The sequence below is a fragment of the Halosolutus sp. YCN4 genome, from assembly GCF_059736495.1.
Genome location: NZ_JCASSM010000001.1, coordinates 1,222,202 through 1,244,711, shown reverse-complemented (window position 1 = coordinate 1,244,711; position 22,510 = coordinate 1,222,202). Strand labels below are relative to the sequence as shown.

22 protein-coding genes and 1 rRNA gene are annotated in these 22,510 nt (G+C 67.3%); 8 read left to right on the top strand and 15 right to left on the bottom strand.

The features are described from left to right. Window positions 1-86 (top strand): 5S ribosomal RNA (gene rrf, locus AC6I6X_RS06195); the annotation flags it as partial. 172 nt (window positions 87-258) lie between these two features. Continuing rightward, the gene (locus tag AC6I6X_RS06190) at window positions 259-663 is read left to right on the top strand and encodes a DUF7344 domain-containing protein (protein WP_497929621.1); all 405 of its coding nucleotides are present in this window, start codon (window positions 259-261) and stop codon (window positions 661-663) included. Between the two features lie 117 nt (window positions 664-780). Here the strand turns inward: AC6I6X_RS06190 and AC6I6X_RS06185 are convergent, their stop codons facing one another. Both AC6I6X_RS06185 and coxB read right to left on the bottom strand, forming a co-directional pair. After that, a complete protein-coding gene (locus AC6I6X_RS06185) occupies window positions 781-1,254 on the bottom strand; it encodes a plastocyanin/azurin family copper-binding protein (RefSeq protein WP_497929620.1) in 474 nt (157 codons plus the stop codon). Window positions 1,255-1,704: 450 nt separating this feature from the next. Then, entirely contained in the window at window positions 1,705-2,463 is a 759-nt protein-coding gene (coxB, locus tag AC6I6X_RS06180; protein WP_497929619.1) for a cytochrome c oxidase subunit II, read from the bottom strand. Window positions 2,464-2,686: 223 nt separating this feature from the next. Between coxB and AC6I6X_RS06175 the strand changes: the two genes are divergently transcribed. The 3 genes from AC6I6X_RS06175 to AC6I6X_RS06165 all read left to right on the top strand — a co-directional run bounded on the left by AC6I6X_RS06175 (window position 2,687) and on the right by AC6I6X_RS06165 (window position 5,870). Next, the gene (locus AC6I6X_RS06175; protein ID WP_497929618.1) at window positions 2,687-4,978 is read left to right on the top strand and encodes a DUF6789 family protein; all 2,292 of its coding nucleotides are present in this window, start codon (window positions 2,687-2,689) and stop codon (window positions 4,976-4,978) included. Next, complete coding sequence (locus tag AC6I6X_RS06170) at window positions 4,968-5,516, top strand: DUF7979 domain-containing protein (protein WP_497929617.1); 549 nt, start codon at window positions 4,968-4,970, stop codon at window positions 5,514-5,516. The genes AC6I6X_RS06175 and AC6I6X_RS06170 overlap by 11 nt, the downstream gene beginning before the upstream one ends. Window positions 5,517-5,690: 174 nt before the next feature. Then, window positions 5,691-5,870 (top strand): hypothetical protein, encoded by a 180-nt coding sequence (locus tag AC6I6X_RS06165; RefSeq protein WP_497929616.1) that lies wholly within the window; start codon window positions 5,691-5,693, stop codon window positions 5,868-5,870. Between the two features lie 4 nt (window positions 5,871-5,874). Here AC6I6X_RS06165 and AC6I6X_RS06160 read toward each other — a convergent pair whose 3' ends face one another. Beyond that, entirely contained in the window at window positions 5,875-6,885 is a 1,011-nt protein-coding gene (locus tag AC6I6X_RS06160; protein ID WP_497929615.1) for a cytochrome c oxidase subunit 3, read from the bottom strand. 107 nt (window positions 6,886-6,992) lie between these two features. After that, window positions 6,993-8,384 (bottom strand): NAD(P)/FAD-dependent oxidoreductase, encoded by a 1,392-nt coding sequence (locus AC6I6X_RS06155; protein ID WP_497929614.1) that lies wholly within the window; start codon window positions 8,382-8,384, stop codon window positions 6,993-6,995. A gap of 121 nt (window positions 8,385-8,505) precedes the next feature. Here AC6I6X_RS06155 and AC6I6X_RS06150 point away from each other — a divergent pair, with 121 nt between their 5' ends. After that, entirely contained in the window at window positions 8,506-9,510 is a 1,005-nt protein-coding gene (locus tag AC6I6X_RS06150; protein ID WP_497929613.1) for a D-2-hydroxyacid dehydrogenase, read from the top strand. A 52-nt stretch (window positions 9,511-9,562) separates the two neighbouring features. Here AC6I6X_RS06150 and AC6I6X_RS06145 read toward each other — a convergent pair whose 3' ends face one another. From AC6I6X_RS06145 to asd, 3 genes are all read right to left on the bottom strand, one after another. After that, window positions 9,563-10,684 (bottom strand): DHH family phosphoesterase, encoded by a 1,122-nt coding sequence (locus tag AC6I6X_RS06145; RefSeq protein WP_497929612.1) that lies wholly within the window; start codon window positions 10,682-10,684, stop codon window positions 9,563-9,565. A 225-nt stretch (window positions 10,685-10,909) separates the two neighbouring features. After that, on the bottom strand, window positions 10,910-11,347 hold the full coding sequence (locus tag AC6I6X_RS06140) for a DUF7344 domain-containing protein (protein WP_497929611.1): 438 nt from the start codon (window positions 11,345-11,347) through the stop codon (window positions 10,910-10,912). 63 nt (window positions 11,348-11,410) lie between these two features. Continuing rightward, the gene (gene asd / locus AC6I6X_RS06135) at window positions 11,411-12,445 is read right to left on the bottom strand and encodes an aspartate-semialdehyde dehydrogenase (RefSeq protein ID WP_497929610.1); all 1,035 of its coding nucleotides are present in this window, start codon (window positions 12,443-12,445) and stop codon (window positions 11,411-11,413) included. Window positions 12,446-12,711: 266 nt separating this feature from the next. Here asd and AC6I6X_RS06130 point away from each other — a divergent pair, with 266 nt between their 5' ends. Further along, a complete protein-coding gene (locus AC6I6X_RS06130; protein ID WP_497929609.1) occupies window positions 12,712-12,975 on the top strand; it encodes a hypothetical protein in 264 nt (87 codons plus the stop codon). Window positions 12,976-13,095: 120 nt separating this feature from the next. Here the strand turns inward: AC6I6X_RS06130 and AC6I6X_RS06125 are convergent, their stop codons facing one another. The 8 genes from AC6I6X_RS06125 to AC6I6X_RS06090 all read right to left on the bottom strand — a co-directional run bounded on the left by AC6I6X_RS06125 (window position 13,096) and on the right by AC6I6X_RS06090 (window position 20,678). Beyond that, a complete protein-coding gene (locus tag AC6I6X_RS06125; protein WP_250141373.1) occupies window positions 13,096-13,287 on the bottom strand; it encodes a 30S ribosomal protein S17e in 192 nt (63 codons plus the stop codon). Window positions 13,288-13,348: 61 nt separating this feature from the next. Beyond that, window positions 13,349-14,584, bottom strand: coding sequence for a cation:proton antiporter (locus AC6I6X_RS06120; protein ID WP_497929608.1), 1,236 nt, complete (start codon window positions 14,582-14,584; stop codon window positions 13,349-13,351). A gap of 170 nt (window positions 14,585-14,754) precedes the next feature. Then, entirely contained in the window at window positions 14,755-15,372 is a 618-nt protein-coding gene (locus tag AC6I6X_RS06115; RefSeq protein WP_497929607.1) for a DUF447 domain-containing protein, read from the bottom strand. Continuing rightward, a complete protein-coding gene (locus AC6I6X_RS06110) occupies window positions 15,369-16,217 on the bottom strand; it encodes a triphosphoribosyl-dephospho-CoA synthase (RefSeq protein ID WP_497929606.1) in 849 nt (282 codons plus the stop codon). The genes AC6I6X_RS06115 and AC6I6X_RS06110 overlap by 4 nt, the downstream gene beginning before the upstream one ends. Before the next feature lie 73 nt (window positions 16,218-16,290). Next, a complete protein-coding gene (locus AC6I6X_RS06105) occupies window positions 16,291-17,052 on the bottom strand; it encodes a tRNA-dihydrouridine synthase (protein ID WP_497929604.1) in 762 nt (253 codons plus the stop codon). After that, window positions 17,052-18,044 carry a 2-phospho-L-lactate transferase gene (cofD, locus tag AC6I6X_RS06100; protein ID WP_497929603.1) on the bottom strand — a complete coding sequence of 331 codons (993 nt, stop codon included), beginning with the start codon at window positions 18,042-18,044 and terminating at the stop codon, window positions 17,052-17,054. Before cofD ends, AC6I6X_RS06105 begins: the two co-directional genes overlap by 1 nt. Window positions 18,045-18,138: 94 nt before the next feature. Next, window positions 18,139-18,939, bottom strand: coding sequence for an aldo/keto reductase (locus AC6I6X_RS06095; RefSeq protein WP_497929602.1), 801 nt, complete (start codon window positions 18,937-18,939; stop codon window positions 18,139-18,141). A 167-nt stretch (window positions 18,940-19,106) separates the two neighbouring features. Beyond that, window positions 19,107-20,678, bottom strand: a complete 1,572-nt coding sequence (locus AC6I6X_RS06090; protein WP_497929601.1) for a glutamate-cysteine ligase family protein — start codon at window positions 20,676-20,678, stop codon at window positions 19,107-19,109. A 101-nt stretch (window positions 20,679-20,779) separates the two neighbouring features. On the opposite strand from AC6I6X_RS06090, the gene ligA reads away from it, so the two are divergent. Next, on the top strand, window positions 20,780-22,504 hold the full coding sequence (gene ligA, locus AC6I6X_RS06085) for an ATP-dependent DNA ligase LigA (RefSeq protein ID WP_497929600.1): 1,725 nt from the start codon (window positions 20,780-20,782) through the stop codon (window positions 22,502-22,504). Window positions 22,505-22,510: the final 6 nt, after the last annotated feature.

The window sequence follows — 22,510 nt, the reverse complement described above, 5'->3', positions numbered from 1 at the left end:
ATCCCGAACACGGAAGATAAGCCCGCCTGCGTTTCGGTGAGTACTGGAGTGGGAGACCCTCTGGGAAACTCGATTCGCCGCCACCACTCATACGTTACTCCGAGCCTCACACAGCGACAGCTGTGTGGGGCTTTTTGCATGTATTGCGACAGCACGGCGTGCTTGCCTCCACTGCCGCATCAATATCGGTACAATAGAATCTAGTACCAAAGTAGTTTGGAGAGAGGCTTACACGAATGTGAACGGTACCACGACGATATGGCTGACCCATCGAGTCTGGATACTATTTACGGGCTCCTGGCAGCGTCACAGCGTCGGTATATCTTGTATTACCTGCTCGATAACGATCGGGCGAACGTCGACGGACTCGCCCTGCAGGTAACAGCCTGGGAGAACGACGAACCGGTAATGGACGTTTGCGAAGCCGATCGGGAGACCGTTCTCGTCTCGTTGCTGCACAATCAGTTGCCCAAGCTCGAGTCCCATGGCGTGATCGAGTACGACGATCGAAGCGGCGACGTCGTGGCCGCCGAGGGGTTCGACGACCTCTGGGCGGCCGTCGAACGGGCGTACGTGTTCGACGATGCCGTCGTGATCGACGAGTCCGACGAGTCGTTCCTCTACAGCGAGCCGTTACAGGGGTCGGGAGGCGAGGAGCAATAGCGGAGCGTCGGCGATTGGATCGGTGTGCGTGTCAGGGCGGATTAGCGAGAAAAGCTCGGAACGCGGCGACCGCGAGAGGGACGGGGAATCACGTGCAGGAGGACTCGATCGGGATCACTACTCGACCTGAATTTCACCTTGCATGTTCTGGTGTGGCTCACACCGGTAGTAGGCCATCTCGTCGGTGGCGGTGATCTCGTGGATCTGGTCGTCGTCGGGTTCGGCGACCTGTTCGGTCTCGTAGTCTTCGACGACGTCCTCGTTCTCGTCCCACAGCAGGAAGTTGTGGGGCGTGCCGTCGCCTTCGGTCCAGCCGATCTCGTAGTCGGCATCCGCCTCGAGGACGAGCGTCGGATTGGTTACGTCTTCGATCGCTGCGGGTTCGAGACCGATCCAGCCGCCGACCTCACCCCGGAACGTGATCCGGTCGCCCGGTTCGATCTCGTAGGGACCGTCGCTTCCGCCACCGTTCTCGGTGTCGTCGCTCCGTCCGGTTTCGTCGTCGCCGAGACAACCGGCGGCGAGTGCAGTTGCGATCGTCGCACCGGACAGTTTCAGTACAGATCGTCGGTCGTAATCGAAGGTGGACATTGTCGTCAACCGAACGTGTCGCGCCGTGAAGGATGAAGGGCGAACCCGGTTCTCGAGAGGTGGGACGTCTACCGAGTATATTCGGCGGTATCGCTATAGTGTGGTCCCGGACGACTCGAGAGCAGTCGCTGTCCGAGAGTCGTGATCGAAACTGTCGCCCGGGACACTAACGTCCAGCCTCATCCCGTGGCGGCGTGCCGCGTCGGCTGGCTAACCCTCGTGCCGGGCGGGGGACCTCGTATGCAGTCCCCGAGTGACGTTCCGTCGGGAACGCCTGAGGAGACGGGTCGTCCCGTCTCGTGGTGGGGTAACCCACCGTACGAGTGTCACGTGCCCGGGTTCGCCGTGCTGTCATCGCACCCGTATGGGTTCGCTCGGACGGGGACTTGGGACACGCACTCGAACTAGACCGTCGGGACGGTTAAGTGTTCCAATCACCGTCGGTCGCGCTCATCCGTCGGGTGCCGTCGCCTGCCTATCCTCGTTGTCCTCGAGCCACGAGTCGTACGCGTCGGGTTCGACGACGATCACGTCCGCGTCCATCCGCGAGTGGCCGGCACCGCAGAACTCGGTGCAGTCGGCGTCGTACTGGCCGGTCTCGTAGACGTTGGTCCGGAGGCGGGTGTACTCCTGGGGGAAGGCGTCCTGTTTGACGCCCAGGTCCGAGACGAACAGCGAGTGGACGACGTCGTCACTGGTCAGCCAGATCGTCACGTCCTCGTCGGCGGGAATGACGATCTCGTCCTCGGTCGTCACGTCGTGCTCGGGGTAGGTCACCTCCCAGCCCCACTGGTAGGCCCGGACGACCAGTTCCTCGTCGTCGGTTTCGGGGAGGTCGTCGATCGACTCGACCGCGCCCTGTTCGCCGCCGGCGACGTCGGTCGCCTGGGACGGGGAGACGTACGGACTGACCAGGACGCTGTAGCCGGCGATGCCGACGAACAGCAGGATGATCGCCGTCGCGGCGGTCCAGGTGATCTCGAGCGCGGGATCCTCCGCGGTTGGCTGTGGGTCGTCGTTGTCGTGGAACTTGACGGTCGCGTAGACGAGGATCATCAGGACGAACAGCGAGAGGGGCAACGCGACGTAGAGCAACTGGAACTCGAGTCCCTCGATGAGGTCGCGGTTTTCCGACTGTGCCGCGACCCTCCCGGTCAGGGCACACAGTGACCCGAGTACTGCAGCGGCGACGGTGACCCGACGATTCATTGGCGGGGCTTCCACGACGATCCCCATATACGGTCTTCATCGAGCGGTGTACTCTCACGAGCGTTGATCGATCGGACCGAGGACAGTGATCAGCGACGGTGACTCTCAGTCCAGCGTCAATTGGGCTTATTGGCGTCGATGGTGAGGCCACGGTTATGAACGAGGGCGGCGGGTTGCGACGAGCACAGACAGGTCCGCATCCGGCCGGAGGGCTGAACTGACGATGGACCGGGCGATCGTCGAGGTCGCGCTGTTCGCCGCGATCGTCCTCGGCTGCCTGTGTACGGTCCTCGTAGCCAAGCGGCTCCAGGCGGAGCCATCTCCCGACGGCGGGTACGCGACGATCGGTCGGGAAGGACTGACCTGGGGGGCGGCGAAGGCCGCCGCGATCAGGTGGACGACGACGACGAACCACCGCGAAATCGGGTTGCTCTACATCGCACTCGGGACCGTCGCGGCGATCTGGGGCGGGGTCGACGCGATGATGCTCCGAACGCACCTGCTGACGCCCGGAGCGGACATCTGGACGGAGCAGACGTACAACGAACTGTTCACGATGCACGGGCTGACGATGCTGATCTTCTTCGTCGCGCCGGTCTTTTTCGGCATCGGCAACTACTTTCTGCCGCTGTTGATCGGGGCCGACGACATGGCGTTTCCCCGCTTGAACGCCGTGGGGTTCTGGATGCTCCCGCCCGCCCTCTTGCTCTCGCGGCTGGGAATCGTCGCCGAGGTGACCGGGAAGACCCTCGCGCTGGTCGTTCCCGAGGGCTGGATCTCGGTGCTGTTCGCCCTCCGCGAACCGGCGATCGGCTGGACCCTGTACCCGCCGCTGTCGACGACGACGCCTGATCCCCAGATCAACTTCCTGTTGCTGGGACTCCACCTGAGTGGCATCGCGACCACGATCGCCGCGATCAACTTCGTCACGACGATCGTCTACGAGCGTGATCAGTCGATCGGGTGGGCCAACCTCGACATCTTCTCGTGGAACATGCTCGTCACGAGCGCGATCGTCATCTTCGCCTTTCCGCTCCTGGGGACCGCACTGCTGATGTTGCTGTTCGACCGGAACTTCGGGACGACGTTCTTCGCGACCGACGGCGGCGGGCCGATCCTCTGGCAGCACCTGTTCTGGTTCTGGGGCCATCCCGAGGTGTACATCATCTTCCTGCCCGCGACGGGGCTGATGAGCCTCATCCTCCCGAAGTTCGTCGGGCGGAAGCTGTTCGGCTTCAAGTTCATCGTCTACTCGACGATCGCGATCGGCGTCCTCTCGTTCGGCGTCTGGGCCCACCACATGTTCACGACCGGGATCGATCCCCGCATTCGGGCGAGTTTCATGGCGACGTCGATCGCGATCGCGGTGCCGAGCGCGATCAAGATCTTCAACTGGATCACCACCATCTGGAACGGGAACGTCAAACTGGCGTCGCCGCTCATCCTCTGTGTCGGCGGCATCGCGATGTTCATCTACGGCGGCATCACCGGCATCTTTCTCGCGGTGATCCCGGTCGACGTCGTCTATCACGACACCTACTACGTCGTCGGCCACTTCCACCTCATCCTGATGGGGATCATCCCCCTCATGATGTTCGCCGCCAGCTACTACTGGTACCCGATCATCACCGGGCGGCTGTACGATCGGCGGCTCGCGCTCTTCCAGTCGACCCTGCTCGTCGCCGGTGCCGCGCTCACGTTCGGGACGCTGATGATCATCGGCTACCTCGAACTGCCCCGCCGGTACGCGACGTACCCCCCGTCGTTCAACGGATTACAGATCGTCGCCACGGTCGGATCCTACCTCATCGGACTCAGCGTCCTGCTGTGGCTCTACAACATGCTCTGGTCGTACTTCCACGGTGATCCGGTCGAGTCGGCCGATCCGTGGAATCTCAAGGCGACCAATCAGTTCACCCCCGAGTGGCAGTGGTTCGAAGAGAGACTCGAGCGCGAGCGCGGGATTCCGCCCGCCGAACCGGAGTCGGTCCGCCGATCGTACGTTCCGGCGCAAGAGGAGCGCCCGCCCTCGTTGTACGGCCGCATCAAGCCGGTCGCACAGACGGTCGTGAGCGACGCCGGTACGGCCGCGATCGGCGGCTTCGTCGGCACGATACTCATGTCGGGGGTGCTCGCCGTCGCCGTCGTCCTCGGCGCGTTCGACCTCGAGGCCTTCGCCGGTCTCGCGACGCTCGTCGGCCTGCCCGCGAACCCCGGCCTCGGCTACGCCATCTTCCTCGGGGGCGGGATGACGACCTGGCCCCTGCTCTTTCTCGCCCTCGGGGAGTACCTACCCGGCGAACTCACCCTCGTGACGGGGCTGTGGTACGCGACCGTCATCGCTTCGGGGTTCGCGATCGGGTTCTACACCGACCAGACCGGTCTCGAACTCGTCGCCTACCTCGTCTTCGTGTTGCTCGCCCACTGGATCTACGGACTCGGCCTCGCCGGGACGATCGCGTCCCTCGGCGGGAGGCTCTCGTCACCGGCGGAGGACCAGGAGTATGAGCAGTGACGAGGGACAGGTCACGGGGGAGCCGACCGAACCCGGCGAATCGCGCGTCCTCACCTACGTCGCCCCGTTCCTCGGCGTCCTCCTGATCGCCGCCGGGATCCCCCTCGCGATCGTCGGCGGCTACGTCGTCGTGCAGGATACCTTCGGGCTCTGTGGCGATCCCGACGTCGAGGTCCGAGCGCTCGGCGAGGACGAACGCCCCGCCGGGACCGTCGAGACCGTCCCCTACGAGAACCTCTCGGACGCCGAACAGCGGGCCGTCCGGGAGGCGATCGACAGCCCGCTCGACGAGGCCACGGTCGACGGCGATCGGCTGGAAAACGAGGAGGCCCTGCTCGACGGCGTGATCGTCGCGGTCGACGGCGAGCGCTACTACGTGCAACTCGCGTCGCTGAACTCCTGTCTCGAGGCTCAGCCGCTGCTGTTCCCGATCGGCAGCGTCGCGATCCTCGTCGGGATCGTCGGCGTGTTGACTCCGCCGATCTACCGGAAACTGGCGGGCTTCGAGGAACGGATGCAACGGGATCGCCGCCGCTGAGGGGTCGCACGCTCGCGTTCGACCAGCCAGAGGGCGAGCGCCAGGACCCCGGCGAGGAGTCCGATCGGCGCGTCGTCGATATCGACCCCGTCGAATAATTCGGGGTCGTCCTCGCGGGGCTGCAGACGACGGAGGGTTTTTCATCACTGACCGTCGTAGACCGACTCCATCGGAGTGATTCGCGTGGACGAAAACGGAACGAAGAAACGTTCTGCGGCGAGATGCGCCAACTGCGGCGCGATCGGGATCGTCCAGATCTGGCCGGACGGATCGATACAGCCGCTCGGACAGACCGACCTCTGTCACTGCGAGGACGAGGATATCCGCGTTCTCGACGGCGACATCACGTTCTGACCGCCTAGAGTGCGGCCCCGAGGTAGACCACAGCCACGAGAAACAGCCAGACAGCGTCGACGAAGTGCCAGTACAGGCCGACGGTCGCGACCGACGTGTCCCGATCGGGCCCGTAGTGGCCCCGCAGTCCGCGCCAGCAGAGGACGGCCAGTCCGCCGACGCCCAGCGTGACGTGGAGTCCGTGCAGGCCGGTCAGCCCGTAGAACGCGCTGGCGAAGACCCCGTCCGCGAGCGTAAACCCCTCGTGGGTGACGAACTCGTAGTACTCGTAGGCCTGGCCGGCCAGGAAGACGACGCCGAGAAGCAGGGTCGTCCCGAGGAGGCCGAGAAAGCGCCGGCGGTGGCCCTCGCCCAGCGCCTCGTGAGCGTAGTGGAAGGTGACGCTACTCGTGAGCAGGATCAGCGTGTTGATCGCCACGAGCGAACTCAGGAGCGTCGGTACCTCCTGCGGTGGCCACGCGCCGACCCGGACGAAAAAGTAGTAGACGAACAGCGCGCCGAACGTCGAGACGTCGGTCGCGAGAAAGAGCGCCGTCGTCGAGACGTACGATTCGCGGGGCTTGCCCGCCGTGCCCTCCGGTTCGTGCGCCGGGCCACCCGCGGCCTCGCGGGCGGGTGCGAGAAACGTCTCGTCGACCCAGCCGGCGACGCCGGCCAGCAGAACGATCGTCCCGAGGACGGCGAGGCCGACGCCGATCGCCGGCGGGAAGACCGCAGTAGCCGCACCGAGGAGGGCGATCGCGACGCCCCCGTAGAGACCGGCGGCACCGATTCCGGTGACGAGCGGCCATCGACTCCGGTGTTCGTGCTCGTGATCGTCGTGGTCGTCGTGGCCGTGGTCACCGGGGTCGGACCCGGGGCCAGCAGGTCCACCGTGGTCGCCTCCCGAATCGCCGGTGTCGGGCCCCGAATCGGCTGGATACGAACCCGATCGATCGCGGGCCCGGCCGTGGCCGGAGCCGTCCGGTCGCGTGGTCGGATCGCGATCGGGGCCGCTGTCGGAACGACCGTTCATACCGCAGCTACCACGTCACCGCCGAAAAAACGTCGTCGCTCGCGCGGAGAACGTGACGAGAGCGAGACAATCACGTCATCGGGAACGACGGTGCTCGCCGTCGCCGCTCAGTAGAAGTACTCGTCTTCGGAAAGCTGGACGTACGCGCCGTTGCGGTACTGGTACTTCTTCTTCTTGTACGTCGCGAGGATCTTCGCGGCCCCGATCCCCGCGGAGTAGCGCTTGTCGAGCAGGACGTTCTCGCTGCTGCCGCCCTGCATGTCGGAGATGACGTCGAACACCCGGTCCCAGTCGTCGGGGCCGTAGTCAGCGACGATGTCGGCGAACGCGACGTTGCGCAGGATCTCGTCGCCGATCGCGTGCTTCCAGACGTCGTTGTAGTTTTCGAGCGAGTCCGTCGCGGCGAGTCGGCCGGCGATCTTGCCCGACCGGACGGCGACGTGGTAACCGCCCTCGTGGAACGCCGACGTGGTGCCCATCGCGCCGCCAGCGACGGCGATGTTCGCGCCGACGGGCGAGTCGATCGGCCGGGTCGACGAGATCGGATACGTCTCGGTCCCCTTCGACTTGCCGCGGTCCTCGACGATCGGGATGTCTTCCTCGACGTCGTACTCGTCGCCGTACTCCTGTTCGAGCAGGCGGCGGATGTACTCCGATCCCGAGGGGAGCCGATCGTCGCTCGGCCGGAGGAGCTTGTATCCGCCGGGGTCGTCGACGTCGGAGAGTTCCATCCCGATCGGCATCGTCAGGCCGACGCGGGCGACGGTGCCGTCGTTGGGGAAAATCCACGGGTAGGCGGTCTCGCCGGGCATGTACCCCCACCAAAACTTGAGCCGATCCTCGAACTCCGCGAACAGTTCGGGCGGGAACTCGCGGTACTCCTGGTAGGCGATGTGGTTGGCCTCCGGCGGCGAGAGGTGATCGGAGACGCTCCGGCCGGGCCCGGTGAACTGGTCGAGGGCCTCCAGCGTGATCCGACGCTGTGGGCCGTCGGCGAGGACGACGTACTGCGCTTCGAGTTGCTCGCCGTTCGAGAGCGTCAGCGTGTGGGTCGGCCCCTTCAGGTTCGACGATCGGAGGTCGGTCTCGAGGGACTTGACGCCCGTCCCGACCCGCAGGTCGGCGCCAGCATCTTCGGCGCGCTCGTGGAGCCAGTCGTCCATCCGAGCGCGGTGGAAGGTGTAGCCGAACTTCGGATAGCTGGCCTCCATTCCCGTGGTGGTCATTTGGACGGCGCTGTTCGGCCCGATGAACTCCGTCGCCTCGAGTTCCTGGTGGACGACCTCGTCGGGGATCTCCCGGTAGTCGAAGCCCATGATGTCGATCCAGTAATCGAGCATGCCGGCGGCGTCGGTCGAGTCGGGGCCGAGTCCGTCCCGGTCCTCCCGGGGGACGCCCTGCTCGAACAGGACCGTCTCGGCGCCGTGTGCCGCGGCCCGTTCGGCCGCGGAGGACCCGGCGGGACCGCCACCGACGATCGCGACGTCAACGCGTTCCATACGCCGTGGAGACTCAACGAGCCATTATTAAATTGTCTCAACGGCCCGAGCGTCTCCGCGGGTGTCGTCGATCGTCGCCGCGGGACGAACGCTTTTGATCGCACCGTGCGAGAGCACGAACATGGCCGCCGACGAGAGCGAACGCGACGAATCGATCGATCCGGGCAGTGCAGACGTCCTCGTCCTCCGGAAGGGGACTCACGGGACGCCGGTCGAACAGTACGCGGAGGCGTTGCGCGATCGCCTCCCTGACCTGTCCGTCGGCCTCGCGCGCACCCCGACCGAGGAACGCGAGGCGATCGAGACCGCGTCGTTCGTCACCGGGATGACCCTCGACGAGGACCTGCTCGCGGCCGCCGAAAACCTGGACGTCTTCGCGTGTGCGTACGCGGGGACGGGCCACCTCCCGCTCGACGGCCTCGCGGATCGCGGCGTCGCGGTCACCAACGCGTCGGGCGTCCACGGGCCGAACATCGGGGAACACGTCCTGGGGGCGATCCTTCACTTCACCCGCCGGTTCCACGTTGCCGAGCGCCGCCAGCGCCGCCGGGAGTGGCGCCACTACAGGGCCCACGAGTTGCAGGGGTCGACCGTCACGATCGTCGGCCTCGGCGCGATCGGACGGGCCGTCTGCGATCGCCTCGACCCGTTCGGGGTGGACACGATCGGCGTGCGCTACTCGCCAGAGAAAGACGGACCGACGGACGACGTGATCGGGTTCGACGAGGAGGCGTTCCACGCAGCGCTCGCCCGGACCGACTACCTCGTGCTCGCCTGCCCGCTCACGGAGACGACCCGCGGGCTGGTCGATCGGGCCGCCTTCCAGACGCTCGATCCGAACGCCGTCCTCGTCAACATCGCCCGCGGCCCGGTCGTCGAGACGGACGCGCTCGTCGACGCGCTCCGCTCGAACTGGATCCGCGGCGCATCGCTCGACGTGACCGATCCCGAACCGCTCCCCGAAGAGCACCCGCTGTGGAACTTCGGGAACGTCCAGATTACGCCCCACAACGCCGGCCACACGCCGAAGTACTACGATCGACTGGCCGACATCGTCGCCACGAACGCGCGGCGGTTCGCGGAGGACGGACCGGACGCAGACCTCGAGAACCAGGTGCTGCCGTAGCTACCGTTTCCGGTTCGATCGGTCGACTATCCGGTTCGACCGCCCGGCCCCGTCACTCGCTTCGCTTCGGGATGTCCTTGTCCTCGTAGCCCGCCGCCCGGAAGAAGCGCCGCTCGATGATTCTCGCGGCGATCTCGATGAGGTCGTCGCCCTCCTCGGAGACGTCGGCGAAGAGGCCGAGCGGGATCTGTGCGGCCGCCATGTCCTCGTGACCGCCGGCGGAGCCGACGTCGCCGAACACCTCCTCGAGGAGGTTGGCGAGGTCGACCCGCGAGTCCGTCGAGCGGGCGCTGGCGTGGATCTCGTTGCCGGTGATGCCGAAGACGAGGACCGTCTGGACGCCCTCGAGGTTCAGCAGGTAGTCGGCCGCCTGCGGGAGCGTGTCCCGTTCGGTGCTCCGGCCGACGGTGGCGACGAGGTACGCGGACTGGACGGTCCGGGTCTGGATGGCGTTGGCGATCGCGTCGACGGTGATCTCCGAGAGCGGCGGGTCGTTCATCTCCTTGAGGAGGTTGAGGTCGACGAACGGGTGGAGGTACAGCGCCGCCTCGTACTCCTTTTCGGTGACGTTCCGGAGGAAGTCGAGGGTCTCGCGGCGAATGGCGAACAGCAACGCCGTCGCGAGTTCGGCGTCGAGCGGCAGGTCGAGCGCCCGGTGGTATTCGACGATGATCGTCGTCGTGCTACTGTACTCCTCGCGCACGTCGACGAATTTCGCCGGCGGTTCGTCGCCGGGATGGTGGTCGATCACGATGTCGACGTCGGTTCCGGGATCGAGGCTGTTGTTTCGGCCCGGGATCGAGCAGTCGACGAGCGCGATGCGATCGTAGTCCGCGACCGCGTCGCTACAGTACTGGAGGTCGATGTCGAGCAGGTTCACGAACACCCGGTTCTGCGGGTGGGTCACTTCGCCGCCGTAGAAGAACTCGACGTCCCAGACGCTGGCGTACTCGGCGACGCGTTTCAGCGCCAGCGCGCTCGCGAGGCAATCCGGGTCCGGGTTGTCGTGACAGACGATCGCCAGCGAGTCCGTCCCGTCGAACAGGTCGGCCAGTCGATCGGCCCGCGATCGTTCGAGGGATTCCGGGCCGATCGACTCGTCGTCTGCCGGGTCGGAATCGACGGGTTCGGATTGCGATTCTGTACCGCTGGTCGGCTGGTTGTCGTTGGACATGGGAACTCGATCCGTCGTGGTCCGGGCGGGTCGATTCCCCAGTGTAGCCCGGGTCGGACGAAGAGTCAGTACCGTGTCGATCACCTGTTGTGACGATCCGGGCTCGAATAAGTGCGCTGCTTGAATGCGACCGGTTCTGGCCTCCACGAGCGGCGTGGGGAGACCGACGGATCGACCGCGGGTCGTCGCGTGATCGATCCGACGGCTGCCGTCGAACGCGTCGGCCTACCGGACGGGGTCCCCGGTGACGCGCTCCGACCGGGACGTGTCGTCACCGGTTCCCTCGATCGGGTCCAGTCGGGCGAGCAGTTCGGCGCCCGGGTCGCACAGGGCGACGGTATTCGCGTCGGCGTCGAAGTCGACCGCCCCGACGTCCGCGAGTTTCGGCACGTGGACGTGCCGGAGCGAGACGAGAACGCGCCGCCGGGACCCAAGGAGCGCGTCGCCCCACTCGGCGATCGGGCCGCGCTCGTCCGATCGTTCGGCGAGCGTCACGCGATCCGCGAGTTCGTCGAGCGAGATCCGTCGATCGGTACCCTCGAGCGCGCGGAGGACGGCCCGGCGGCGCGGATCCGCGAGCGCGTCGAACGACGCGTCCGTTTCGTCGGACGACGGGAGAGACGGGGTCGAGAGGGATTCGGGGTCGGAGACGAGTGGGATCATTACCCGCCGTTGGAACGGACGGTATATGGGCCCGCTGCCAAATCGTACAGGGTCCGCTCCGCGCTAGAGGTAGCCGTTCTCCAGCAGGAGTTCGCCGTTCAGCACGCTCGCACCCGCAGCGCCGCGGATCGTGTTGTGGGCGAGGCAGTTGTACTGGAGGCCGAACGTGGACTCTCGCAGGCCGCCGGCGGCGATCGCCATGCCGTCGCCGAGCGTGCGGTCCATCCGGGGCTGGGGCCGATCGGGTTCGTCGAAGACGTGGATGAGCGGATCGGGCGAGGAGGGAAGGTCGAGCGACGGGTACTCCCGCATCGCGTCGGCGGCCTCGTCGGTCGTGAGGTCGTCTTCGGTCTCGACCCAGACGTTCTCGAGGTGGCCGTCGATCGTCGGGATGCGGTTACAGGAGGCGGCGACCTCGACGCTGTCGTGGCTCAGCGAGGCGCCGTCGAACTCGCCGAGCAGTTTCCGCGACTCGGTCTCGAGTTTGTCCTCCTCGCCGCCGATGTGGGGGAGGGCGTTGTCGATGATCTCCATCGAGGTGACGCCGTCGTAGCCGGCACCGGAGACGGCCTGCAGGGTCGCGACGTGGACCTTCTCGAGGCCGTACTCCGCGAGGGCCGCGAGGGTGGGGACGAAGGTGATCGTCGAGCAGTTGGGGTTCTTGACCATCGCACCGTCCCAGCCGCGCTCGTCGCGCTGAACCTCGAGCAGATCGATGTGTTCGGCGTTGACCTCCGGAATCACGAGGGGGACGTCGTCGGCCATGCGCGCGTTCGAGGAGTTCGACGACATGACGTAGCCCGCTTCACAGAACGCCGGTTCGACGTTCGCGCCGACGCTCGAGGGGAGCGACGAGAACAGCAGGTCGACGTCGTCGGGGACCTCGTCGGGATCGGTCGCGGAGACGGTCATCTCCGCGACGTCTGCGGGGATCGGGCTGTCGACGCGCCACTTGGCCGCTTGCCGATACGTCTTGCCGGCGCTCGACTCGCTCGCGGTCAGGGCAGCGATCTCGAACTCCGGATGGGGATCGAGAAGCTGAATCAATCGCTGTCCGACGGCACCGGTTGCACCGAGTACGCCTACTCGTACTGCCATTTTCCGTCCCTCGGGTGCGTGTCCGCAAAACGGTTTGGGTTTCGGTCTCGCACCCCGTTCACGATCGGCTGACAGGTTCGATCGGTCGGCCGCGCCCGCGGTGTCGTCGCATAGAAGCTATTAAGAAACCGGAGCGGTTGGTATCGATCGATGTACCACCAGCAGGACCGATTCGCGGACGTCGGGCTGGCCCGGCCCGGGTCGGCCGCGCGCGAGGCGACAGGCACCGTCGAGCAACCGACCACCGATCGCACGGGGTGGTCCCGATGACGGATACGGGATCGGCCGCGGACTCGAACGACCTCGACCTGTTCGCGACGCCGTTCAACATCGGGGCGACGATCCTCACCGCCGTGTCGATTCTGCTCGCGCTCGCGTTCTTCTGGGCCGGGTTCCAGGGAGGGAACCTCCTGTTCGCCGGGCCGCAACTGTCGCTACTGACGGGGACCGTCGGCGCGACGGTCTGTGCCGGCATCGCCGTCGTCGCCTGGGTCGCGGCGGTCTACATGGAGCCCGGCTTCGACAAGTAGCGCGGCTCCGGTACCGACCCGTAACGCGCTCGATTCCTGCTTCTTCCGTAACCGCGCAGTCTCGATCTCCGCAGCTAGCTGGCGCTGGCGAGCCTCGATCCGGAGCCGAAAATTTCCGACTTACGCCGTCGCTTCGACGCCTTTCTTCCGCGTAACGTAGCCCGCGATCCGGTTTCGAACGCCCTTGGACTCGACGTTGGTGAGTTTCTCGACGCTGTCTTTGTTCTGCTCGAAGTCGGTCGTGAACGCGTCCGGGTACCGCTCCAGGAGGAGGTTCCCGGTCTTCTTGACGTATGCCGGTTTGATGGCCATACCGGAGGTTCCGTCTAGAGACTCTTATAACGCACCATTTCGGCTGATGGGTGGCGGCGGGTCACTCTCGATCGTCCGATCGAGCCACGCCGAGCGCGGCCGCGATCTGTCCCGCGAAGCCCGCCTCGACGACGACCGTGACGAGGATGACGAGAAAGACCGTGCCGAGCAGAACGTCCGCGCCGGCCGGATCCGTCGGGGGTGGATCCGTCCGGAGACGGATGGCGAACAGGGTCGCGACCGACGCGGGGATGATGCCACGGGGTCCGACGAAACTGAGGAACAGCCGTTCGCGGTTCGAGAATCCGCCGCCGGCCGTAGAGGCGAAGACGACCAGCGGGCGGAGGACGATCGTCAACACGGCGACGACCGCGAGGCCGGCGACGCCGAGCGCGACCAGTTCCGCGAACTCGAGCAGCGCCGCGAGCGCGATGAACACGAACGAGAGGACGATCAGGGTCACGTCCCGTTTGAATTGCAGGATACTCTCCCGGTGGGGGAGATCGAGGTTCCCGAGCACGAATCCCGCGGTGGCGGCGGCCGCGATGCCGGCTTCCGAGAACACCGAATCCGCGATGGCGAACGCGACGATTGCGGCGGCCAGCGTCAGGAGCCGTGCCGTCTGCGGCGACGCTTCTTCCGGGAGGTCGACCCGCGTGAGGAGCACCCAGACGACGGCCGCGATCACGAGGCCGGTCGCGATCCCCATCCCGAGGCGTTCCGCGAAGAGGACGACGTATCCCCGCGGCGCGAGTTCGCTGGCCGTCATCGCCTTGAAGAGGACGATCGCGAGGATCGCGGCGGTGACGTCGTTGACGATCCCCTCCGTCTCGAGGGTCGTCGCGACCGCCTCGCGGACGGGGACGACCGCGAGGATCGGCGTGATCACCGTCGGACCGGTCGCGACGAGGAGCGCGGCGACGAGAAGCGAAACGTCCCAGCTGGGCCCGAGCAGGAGTCGAACGGTCAGGGCGGTCCCGACGAACGTCGTGGCCGCACCGACGGTTATCAACCACCAGACCGCCCGCGGCGCGCCCCTGACGGTCTCGAAGTCGAGTCGGAACGACCCCTCGAACACGATGATGGCGACGCTCACGCCGACGATGGTCGAGAGCGCCGCCCCGAAGGTGTCGGTAGTGATGACCCCGAGTCCCTCGGGGCCGACCGTGACGCCCGCCGCGATGAGAAACAGCACGCTTGGGACGCGGTACTTCGCGGCGAGAAACTGTGCGCCGACGCCGAGTCCGACGACGGCCGCGACGAGCGCGACGAGGTCGAGGTCGACGTGGATCGACACCGGTTCACCGACCTCCCGGACCCGGACTCACCGCGCGAGCGTGGCACGAACACCCGACGCACCGCCGTCGCTGACCGGACGTTTCGACCGACATGGGGCGGATTACGACGCCCACTCACAAAATCGTGGCCGACGTGTTCGCCGGCTGATTCGACACCTCAGATCCCGGTTCACCACGACGATTGTTCCCGGACGCGCTCGATCGCCTCGCGCTCGCGCGGTCCGCCCGCGCGCTCGACGATCGACGCACAGTGATCGAGTCGCTCTCGCAGCCGATCCTCGTCGTAGCCCGCGACCCCGAGTCGCGACGCGGCGACGGTGGCCTCGACGACCGCGCCCAGACCCCGATCGATCGTCGGGACCGTCTCGGTCTCGATCGCGCGCTCCACGGGGTCGAGTGACCACTCCTCCCACTCCGTCTCCCCCTCGGTGCCCGAATCGACCTGTTCGACCCGGACGCGGACCCACGCGCCCGCGGACGGGAGGATCGGCTCCTCGAGTTCGTAGATCGAGAGCGCGGCGTCGGCGAAGTCGACGGGGTCGCGCGTGAACTGCACGTAGGCTTCGCCCTGGCGGTGGAAGTTCCGGCGCGTCCGGGTGTTGCCCCAGGTTCGGGCGGTGACGGGATCGCCGGCGAACACGCCGAGCGCCGCGGCGTTCCACAGCCCGTTCGGGCCGAGCGTCGTCACGACGGTCTCCGTGACGCCGGTGAGCGCGACGGGCCACGCGACGCGGTCGCTCTCTTCGTCGCCGTCGGTCCGATCGGCCGTTCCATCGTCGTCGCTCATATTTCGATCGCTCCGTGCTCGAGGGCGATGAAAAGCCCGGCCGCGGTCAGGTCCGCGGTCGTGCCCGGGTTGACGCCGCGGTCGACGAGTTCGTCGGCGAATGTTTCGACGGCCGCGCGATCGGTCTCGAGGGCGTTTCGCTCGACCAGTTCTGCGGCCCGCTCGGTCACCTCGGCCGCGACCGCCTCGCCGTGGCGTTTGACGACGAGGGTGTCGGGTCGCTCGGCGAGCAGGGAGAGGAAGACGGTTGCGGCCCGATCGGTGGGCGGGCCGTCGGCCGCGGCGAGGCGCTCCGCTGCGGTGAACGATCGCTCGAAGCCGCGGATCCACTCGCGAGCGACGTCGTCCCCGGGGACGCTGCGATCCATCACGTCGAGCAGCGTCAGGCCGCGGTCCTCGAGTACGGGGATGGCGTCCGCGCCGCGGCGAACGTCCAGCGGTTCCATGTCCGCGGGCGGGTCGTCGACGAAGACGTCGACGTGTTCGAACGCGCGGTAGAACGCGGCGGCGTCGGCGACGGTCGTCCCCTCGACGACGGACTCGGCGACCGGCTGGGACAGGTCGTCGCGAGCGGCACGAACCAGCGGGACAAGCAGGAGCAGTGCCCCGAACTGGCTGTTCTCCCCGTGCGCGGCCATTCCCTCGATCGCTCGCTCGAACGCCGGCCCGACCGCCGCGCCGTTCGCGGCGAGGTCGAGCCCCTCGCGAGCGCCGACCGCCCCGGCCAGGAAGTGGTCGAACCGGAGGTCCTCGAGGTCCCGGCGCCGATCGACGTTCCCGGGTTTCGGGGTGCCCGCGACCTCGAGCAAGAGCGCGAGTTCCGCGTTGTCGGCGGGGTCGTCCATGCGATCCAGTGCGTCCGCCCGGACAATAGGCGTAGCTGTTTCACGACGGGACGACCGGAGCCCCCGCGGCGACTCACCGCGGCGGCGCTTCACGCGAGCGTCCGGTCTCGAGGTGTCGATCGACCGCCTCGCGGACCCGCTCGAGCACGACCGGGTTGTCGCTGGGCCGGCCGACGCTGACGGCGTCGGCCCCGTACGCGACGTACTCGCGGACGGTCTCGTCGTCGCGGACGCCGTTGTTGGCGATCACGTACAGGTCGCTCGCGTCGACGACGTCGGCGATCACCGACTCGGTGTCCATCGCGTCGACGTGGACGAACGACGCTCCCGCAGCGTCGATCGTCCGTGCGAGGTCGGACAGGTCGACGCCGGGGACCTCCGCGCGGACCTTGACGCCGACCGTCGCGCCGGTGTCGCTCGCTCGTTCGACGTAGCGCCGGAGCCGATCGACGTCTCGCAAGAGACGCTCCCCACAGCCGACGGCGCAGAGTTCGTCCTGTCGGCAGTGGGCGTTGATCTCGAGGAGGGCGTCGCGATCGCGACAGATCCGGGCGGCCTCGACTACGGGATCGGTGGTCGCACTCCGGACGTTGAACGCCGGCTGGATCGGGACGTCCGCGAGCGCGGCGAGCTGGCGATCGATAAACGCGAGCGGATCCGGCGGCAGGAACTCGGTTCGATCGCGGGCGACGAGGTCCCGCGCCGCCGCTCTCGCGTCCGCGTCGAGCGCGATCCCGCCGAGGAACGCGGCACCGGCGTAGTCGGCTCCCGCGCGCGCCCAGTCGGCGTCGGCCTCCCCGCTGAGACTCGCGAGGGCGAGCGGTGGCGAGAACATTAGCCGACGATGTCGATCGCCTGGTCGATCGCCCTGACGACTCGCGCGGCGTCCTCGCGGGAATTGATCCGGATGTCGGTCCGGATCGTCGGCCGATCGAACGCCACGTCGTCGTTCTCGTCGACGATGAACGCGTCGGCGAAGGGGTATGCGGTCGCCAGTCCCGCCGTGCTCGGTTCGGCGTTGACCGCTTCCATGAGGGCACCGGCCGGCCCGGAGAAGGCCTCGTCGCCGAGGAACGGCGAGACGGCGACGACCGTCGTCTGGCTCAGGGCGTCGGCGACGCCCGGAAGCGAGAGCATCGGCCCGATGCTCGTGACCGGGTTCGACGGCCCGATGACGACCGTCTCGTCCAGCGCATCGAGCACCCCGGGTGCGGGCTGGGCGTTCGAAGAGCCGCGGAACTCGACGTTCTCGACGGCTGGCTCGCCCCCGTGGCCGACCCAGTACTCCTGGAAGTGCATCATGCCCCGGTCCGTGTGGACCAGGCTGGCAACGGGATCGTCGCTCATCGGGAGCAGGTCGATCGTCAGCCCGAACCCGTCGGCGAGTCGCTGGGTGGCCTCGCTCAGCGTGTGTCCTTGGTCGAGTAGACTCGTCCGGGTGATGTGGACCGCTCGATCGCGGTCGCCGATCGTCATGAACTCGGCGATCCCCGAAAAGCGTCGCCAGTTGGCGAGGTCCCGGCTCGCAGTCTGTTCGTCGTCCGGGAGGTACTGGGGGCCGTCCGGAAGGTCCATCGCGGACGCGATGTCCATCAGCGCCGAGTTGGTCCGGTGGGTGTCGCCCTTGATCCCCCACCAGGTCTCGCGATCGAGGATGCCACCGCCCTGGAAGAGCAGCGTGTCGACGTCCGGCGAAACGAAGAGGCCGCCGAGTTCGATGTCGTCGCCCGTGTTGGCGACGACGGTGGTCTCCTCCGGCGAGAACGCGGCTGCAGCACCGTCCAGCAGCTTCGGCGTCCCGGTGCCCCCGGAGAGGAAGGTAACCATATCTCACACTCTCGCACGTGGGTACTTAATCACTTGCGGCCACTGGCCGGTCGCTCCGCGCCGTCGGCCACGGCGGGCCGCGCACCTGACCGAACTACCGGTTCCAGGGGGCCTCGTCGGGATCGATCAGTCGCTCACCGCGATCGAGCGCCGCGATCCGCGCTCGCTCCGCGTCGGTCAGATCGATCGCGAGCGCGTCGTAATTCTCGCGAACGTGCTCGCCGGACCCCTTCGGAATCGGGACGACGCCGTCGCGACCGTAGTGCCACGCCAGCGCGACCTGGACCGGCGTCGCGTCGTGGGTCGACGCGATCTCTTGGAGCACGTCGATCTCGGCCACGTCGCCCCTCGCGATCGGACAGTACGCGACCGTCTGAACATCCCGTGCACGCGAGAACGAGACGAGGTCGTCCTGTTGCAGGCGGGGGTGGAGTTCGACCTGGTTGGCGACGATCGGCGACTCGAGGATACCCATCGCCTCCTCGAGCAACTCGATCGTGAAGTTGCTCACCCCGACGTGGCGGGCCCACCCGCGGTCGCGAACCTCGTCGAACGCCGGCAGGGTTTCCTCGGGATCGTACGCTCCCGTCGGCCAGTGCACGTACAGCAGGTCGACAGTATCGACGCCGAGTCGGTCGAGGCTCGCCGCGGTCGACTCGACAACGTCCTCGGGGGCGAGGTTCGAGGGGTGCACTTTCGTCGCGAGGAAGACCGCCTCGCGATCGACGTCGGCGCGATCGATCGCGCGGCCGACCGCGCGTTCGTTGTCGTACATCTGGGCCGTGTCGACGTGTCGGTAGCCGGTTTCGAGCGCCGTGTGGACGGCCTCGGTGCAGGACTCGCCCTCGTGGCCGGACGTGCCGAACCCCGGCTGTGGAAGCTCCGTCGCGGTCATCGGTGCCCCTTCGTACCCCCCGTGCTCCCCGGTATGGGAAGCGGCAAAACGATCAGTGCGCGACTCCGCTGGCGAGCGGCGCCTCTCATACGGATTGCTGTAACGATGTACCGGCGCAACCGCCGCCCGGTCGCGGTTGCGCCGGAAATGACTTACAGTAAACCGTATCAGGACTCCGATCCCTGCCGATCGCCGCTCCAGTCGGCGAAACTCCCGTCGAGAAGCGTCCTCGACTGCGTTTCGACGTACCGGCGCTGCATCCGCGTGATCGCGTCGGCGAGGTCGGCCCCGTCGTCGATCGCCTCGCGCACCTGTTCGCGTTTCCACGACGCGGGGGTCACGTTCTGTCGGACCCGCCGTCGCAGGGGATAGAGGTACTTCGCGGCCTCTTCCTCGCTCAGCCCGCGGTTCGTCAGGCCGTCCTCGGCGTGGGCCAGGAGGTCCTCGTAGAGCGCGAGTCGATCGGTCGTCTCCTTCCCGTCGTTGGTGATCCAGTCGATGTCGGCGTCCAGTCCGTCCCGCATCGCGGCGTAGAAGTTCTCTCGGGCGATCTGCCAGTCGAGTTCGAGGACCGGGTGTTCGAGGCGGGTGAGACTTTCCACGAGGCCCGCGAAAGCCGCGAGGAAGGCGACGCTGTCCCGGACCGTCGGCTGGGCCGGGATCGGGCGGAACTCGATGCGGGCGTTCGCGGCCGATCGGGTCGGGCCGCCGAAGACGGGCCGGACCCACCGCCAGTAGGTACCGTGCTTGCGCCGGAAGTGCGGAAACCGATCGTCGAAGCGTTCGCCGCCCTCGACGGGCATCGGGACGATCGTGTCGTCGGTCGCGATCCGATCGAGCGCGTCGTCGACGCTCTCGAGGTCGTGCGGGAACCGCACCTTCCCCTCTCCCGTGGTGGGGTCGTTGAGCACCGTCTCGAAGACGCTGATGCGGTGTTCCGACCAGCCGTCCCGGAGGACGTCCTCGGCCGTCGCGTCGGCGTCGTAGCAATCCGGGGGGAAGAACGGGGAGTTGACCCCGAGCGCGAGGAGCGGGCCCGCGATCCGCAGGGCGTAGTTGAAGTACCGCGGCAGGTCGGGTGCGTGTGGCACCTGGTAGTGGGGCTGGATCGACGTGATCAGGCTCTCGGGCATGACGGTGTCGGCCTCGAACGAGACGTGCGGGGCCTCGACGCGCATCCCCGCCGCCTCGGCCCGATCGGTGTTGGCCATCGCGTGGTAGCGCGCCGAGTCGCTCATGTTGGTCGCGACGCGGATCGATCGTTCGGTGCCGTCCGCGGCGGTAGCGGTCCGTTCGACGCTGTCGGTGAGGTAGGTCGTCGCGTCTTCCCCCTCGGGCGGGATCGTCCACAGTCCGTCGCTGACCAGTCGCATCCGCTCGGAACTGGTCACGTCGAGGGCCGTCTCCAGTCGCGACTTCACCTCCGACTCCTGGGCCCGCAGTCCGTGGGCGTTCAGCGGCTGTGGGCTGGTCGTCATCTCCGCGTTGTGAAGGCCGAGTTCCTTCTCGAATCCGATGAGTTCGAGCAGCCGTCGCGGGACCCGCCGGAGCGCACAGTCGTCGGACTTGACGGCGTAGAACTCGTACTCGAGGCCGACGATCGCCTGCGGGTTGTCGAACACCCCGTCCTCGATGGCGTCCCTGATCACGTCGGCGTCCTCGTGGGCAGACTCGCGGAACTCGTCGGCGTCGACCGCAAGCACGTCTGCGACCCGCGACGCGAGGTCCTCTCCTGACATACCCCCGACTGCGTGTTCGACCGTCTTTAAAGCACCTCGTCTTCGACCCCGAACGGCGGATCTCAGAACGGTTTTACTCTCGCCGGCGATACACACCGCCGATGGAGTTCGCCACGTTCGCCGATCGGGCCGCCGCGATCGAAGCAGAACCCGCCGACCTCGAGATCGTCGACCACGTGACCGCGTTGCTCGCGGACGCGAACGACGACCTGGAGATCGTCGCCCGCTTCGTCCAGGGGCGGGTGGTCCCGGCGTGGGAGTCGACGACGCTCGACATCGGCCCGACCACGTGTTACGAGGCGATCGCGCGCGCGGCCGGCACGAACGTGGACGGCGACGACGTCGAGGATCGCCTCGCGGACCTGGGCGAGATCGGCGACGTGGCGGCCAGTTACGAGTTCGGCGGCCAGCAGGGGCTGGGTGCGTTCACCGGCGGCGGAGGGGGCGGAGCGAACGGGACTGGCGGCGACCTCACGGTCCGGGAGGTCCACGAGACGCTCGCCGACCTCGCCGCCGCCGAGGGGGACGGAAGTCACGATCGGAAGGTCGACCTCCTCTTCGGCCTGTTCAACCGCTGTTCGAGCGAGGAGGCGCGCTATCTCGCTCGTCTCGTCCTCTCGGAGATGCGCATCGGCGTCGGCGAGGGCACGGTCCGGGACGCGATCGCGGCCGCCTTCGACGTCCCGATCGACCGGGTCGAACGCGCCCTGCAGGTCTCGAACGACTACGGCGAAGTCGCCCGAACCGCCCGCGACGAGGGGGTATCGGGCCTCGACGCGATGGACCTCGCGATCGGCCGCCCCGTCCAGGCGATGCTCGCCCAGGCCGGCACGGTGACGGACGCGCTCGAGGACTGGAACGTGGCCGCGGTTGAGTGGAAGTACGACGGGGCGCGGATCCAGTTGCACCACGATCCGGGCGACGCCGACGCGGACGGTTCCTCGGCCGGCGAGACGCGCGTCTTCTCGCGGAACATGGAGGACGTCACCGACGCCCTCCCCGAAGTCGTCGAGTTCGCGGCCGACCGCCTCGATCGCCCCGTCATCCTCGACGGCGAGGTCGTCGCCGTCGACGACGAGGGGTCCCCGCTGCCGTTCCAGGAGGTGCTCAAGCGGTTCCGGCGCAAACACGACGTCGCGAAGGCCCGCGAGGAGGTGTCCGTCCGGCCGGTGTTCTTCGACTGCCTGCACGCGGGCGGGGACGACCTGCTCGACGAACCGCTGACGACGCGGCACGAGCGACTCGAGCGCGTCCTCGCCGACGATCCGGATCAGGATCCCGAGGCAGTTCCCGGACTCTCCCTGCTCCGGCGCACCGACGACCCCGACGCGATCGAGTCGATCGACGCCGACGCGATCGAGGCGGGCCACGAGGGGATCATGCTCAAGAATCCCGACTCGACGTACTCGCCGGGCCGGCGCGGGAAGAACTGGCGCAAGCGCAAGCCCGACGTCGAGACGCTCGACTGCGTCGTCACCGGCGCGGAGTGGGGCGAAGGGCGACGGGCCACCTTCCTCGGAACGTTCGAACTCTCGGTGTGGAACGGGGACGACTTGGAGACCGTCGGCAAGGTCGCGACCGGGATCACCGACGAGAAACTGGACGAACTGACGGCCCTGCTCGAACCCCACATCGCAGCCGAGGACGGGCAGGACGTCGACCTCGAACCCGCGATCGTTTTCGAGGTGGGCTACGAGGAGATCCAGTCCTCGCCGACCTACTCGTCGGGGTACGCCCTCCGGTTCCCGCGCTTCCTGGGGGTGCGCCACGACAAGGATCCCGAAGACGCGGAGTCGATCGATCGCCTCGAACGGCTCCGGACGTAGCCATCG

Bases quoted from the DNA above. Each gene is read 5' to 3' on its own strand.
- AC6I6X_RS06190 (WP_497929621.1), top strand. From the start codon at position 259: ATGGCTGACCCATCGAGTCTGGATACTATTTACGGGCTCCTGGCAGCG.
- AC6I6X_RS06185 (WP_497929620.1), bottom strand. From the start codon at position 1,254: ATGTCCACCTTCGATTACGACCGACGATCTGTACTGAAACTGTCCGGT.
- coxB (WP_497929619.1), bottom strand. From the start codon at position 2,463: ATGAATCGTCGGGTCACCGTCGCCGCTGCAGTACTCGGGTCACTGTGT.
- AC6I6X_RS06175 (WP_497929618.1), top strand. From the start codon at position 2,687: ATGGACCGGGCGATCGTCGAGGTCGCGCTGTTCGCCGCGATCGTCCTC.
- AC6I6X_RS06170 (WP_497929617.1), top strand. From the start codon at position 4,968: ATGAGCAGTGACGAGGGACAGGTCACGGGGGAGCCGACCGAACCCGGC.
- AC6I6X_RS06160 (WP_497929615.1), bottom strand. From the start codon at position 6,885: ATGAACGGTCGTTCCGACAGCGGCCCCGATCGCGATCCGACCACGCGA.
- AC6I6X_RS06155 (WP_497929614.1), bottom strand. From the start codon at position 8,384: ATGGAACGCGTTGACGTCGCGATCGTCGGTGGCGGTCCCGCCGGGTCC.
- AC6I6X_RS06150 (WP_497929613.1), top strand. From the start codon at position 8,506: ATGGCCGCCGACGAGAGCGAACGCGACGAATCGATCGATCCGGGCAGT.
- AC6I6X_RS06145 (WP_497929612.1), bottom strand. From the start codon at position 10,684: ATGTCCAACGACAACCAGCCGACCAGCGGTACAGAATCGCAATCCGAA.
- AC6I6X_RS06140 (WP_497929611.1), bottom strand. From the start codon at position 11,347: ATGATCCCACTCGTCTCCGACCCCGAATCCCTCTCGACCCCGTCTCTC.
- asd (WP_497929610.1), bottom strand. From the start codon at position 12,445: ATGGCAGTACGAGTAGGCGTACTCGGTGCAACCGGTGCCGTCGGACAG.
- AC6I6X_RS06130 (WP_497929609.1), top strand. From the start codon at position 12,712: ATGACGGATACGGGATCGGCCGCGGACTCGAACGACCTCGACCTGTTC.
- AC6I6X_RS06125 (WP_250141373.1), bottom strand. From the start codon at position 13,287: ATGGCCATCAAACCGGCATACGTCAAGAAGACCGGGAACCTCCTCCTG.
- AC6I6X_RS06115 (WP_497929607.1), bottom strand. From the start codon at position 15,372: ATGAGCGACGACGATGGAACGGCCGATCGGACCGACGGCGACGAAGAG.
- AC6I6X_RS06110 (WP_497929606.1), bottom strand. From the start codon at position 16,217: ATGGACGACCCCGCCGACAACGCGGAACTCGCGCTCTTGCTCGAGGTC.
- AC6I6X_RS06105 (WP_497929604.1), bottom strand. From the start codon at position 17,052: ATGTTCTCGCCACCGCTCGCCCTCGCGAGTCTCAGCGGGGAGGCCGAC.
- cofD (WP_497929603.1), bottom strand. From the start codon at position 18,044: ATGGTTACCTTCCTCTCCGGGGGCACCGGGACGCCGAAGCTGCTGGAC.
- AC6I6X_RS06095 (WP_497929602.1), bottom strand. From the start codon at position 18,939: ATGACCGCGACGGAGCTTCCACAGCCGGGGTTCGGCACGTCCGGCCAC.
- AC6I6X_RS06090 (WP_497929601.1), bottom strand. From the start codon at position 20,678: ATGTCAGGAGAGGACCTCGCGTCGCGGGTCGCAGACGTGCTTGCGGTC.
- ligA (WP_497929600.1), top strand. From the start codon at position 20,780: ATGGAGTTCGCCACGTTCGCCGATCGGGCCGCCGCGATCGAAGCAGAA.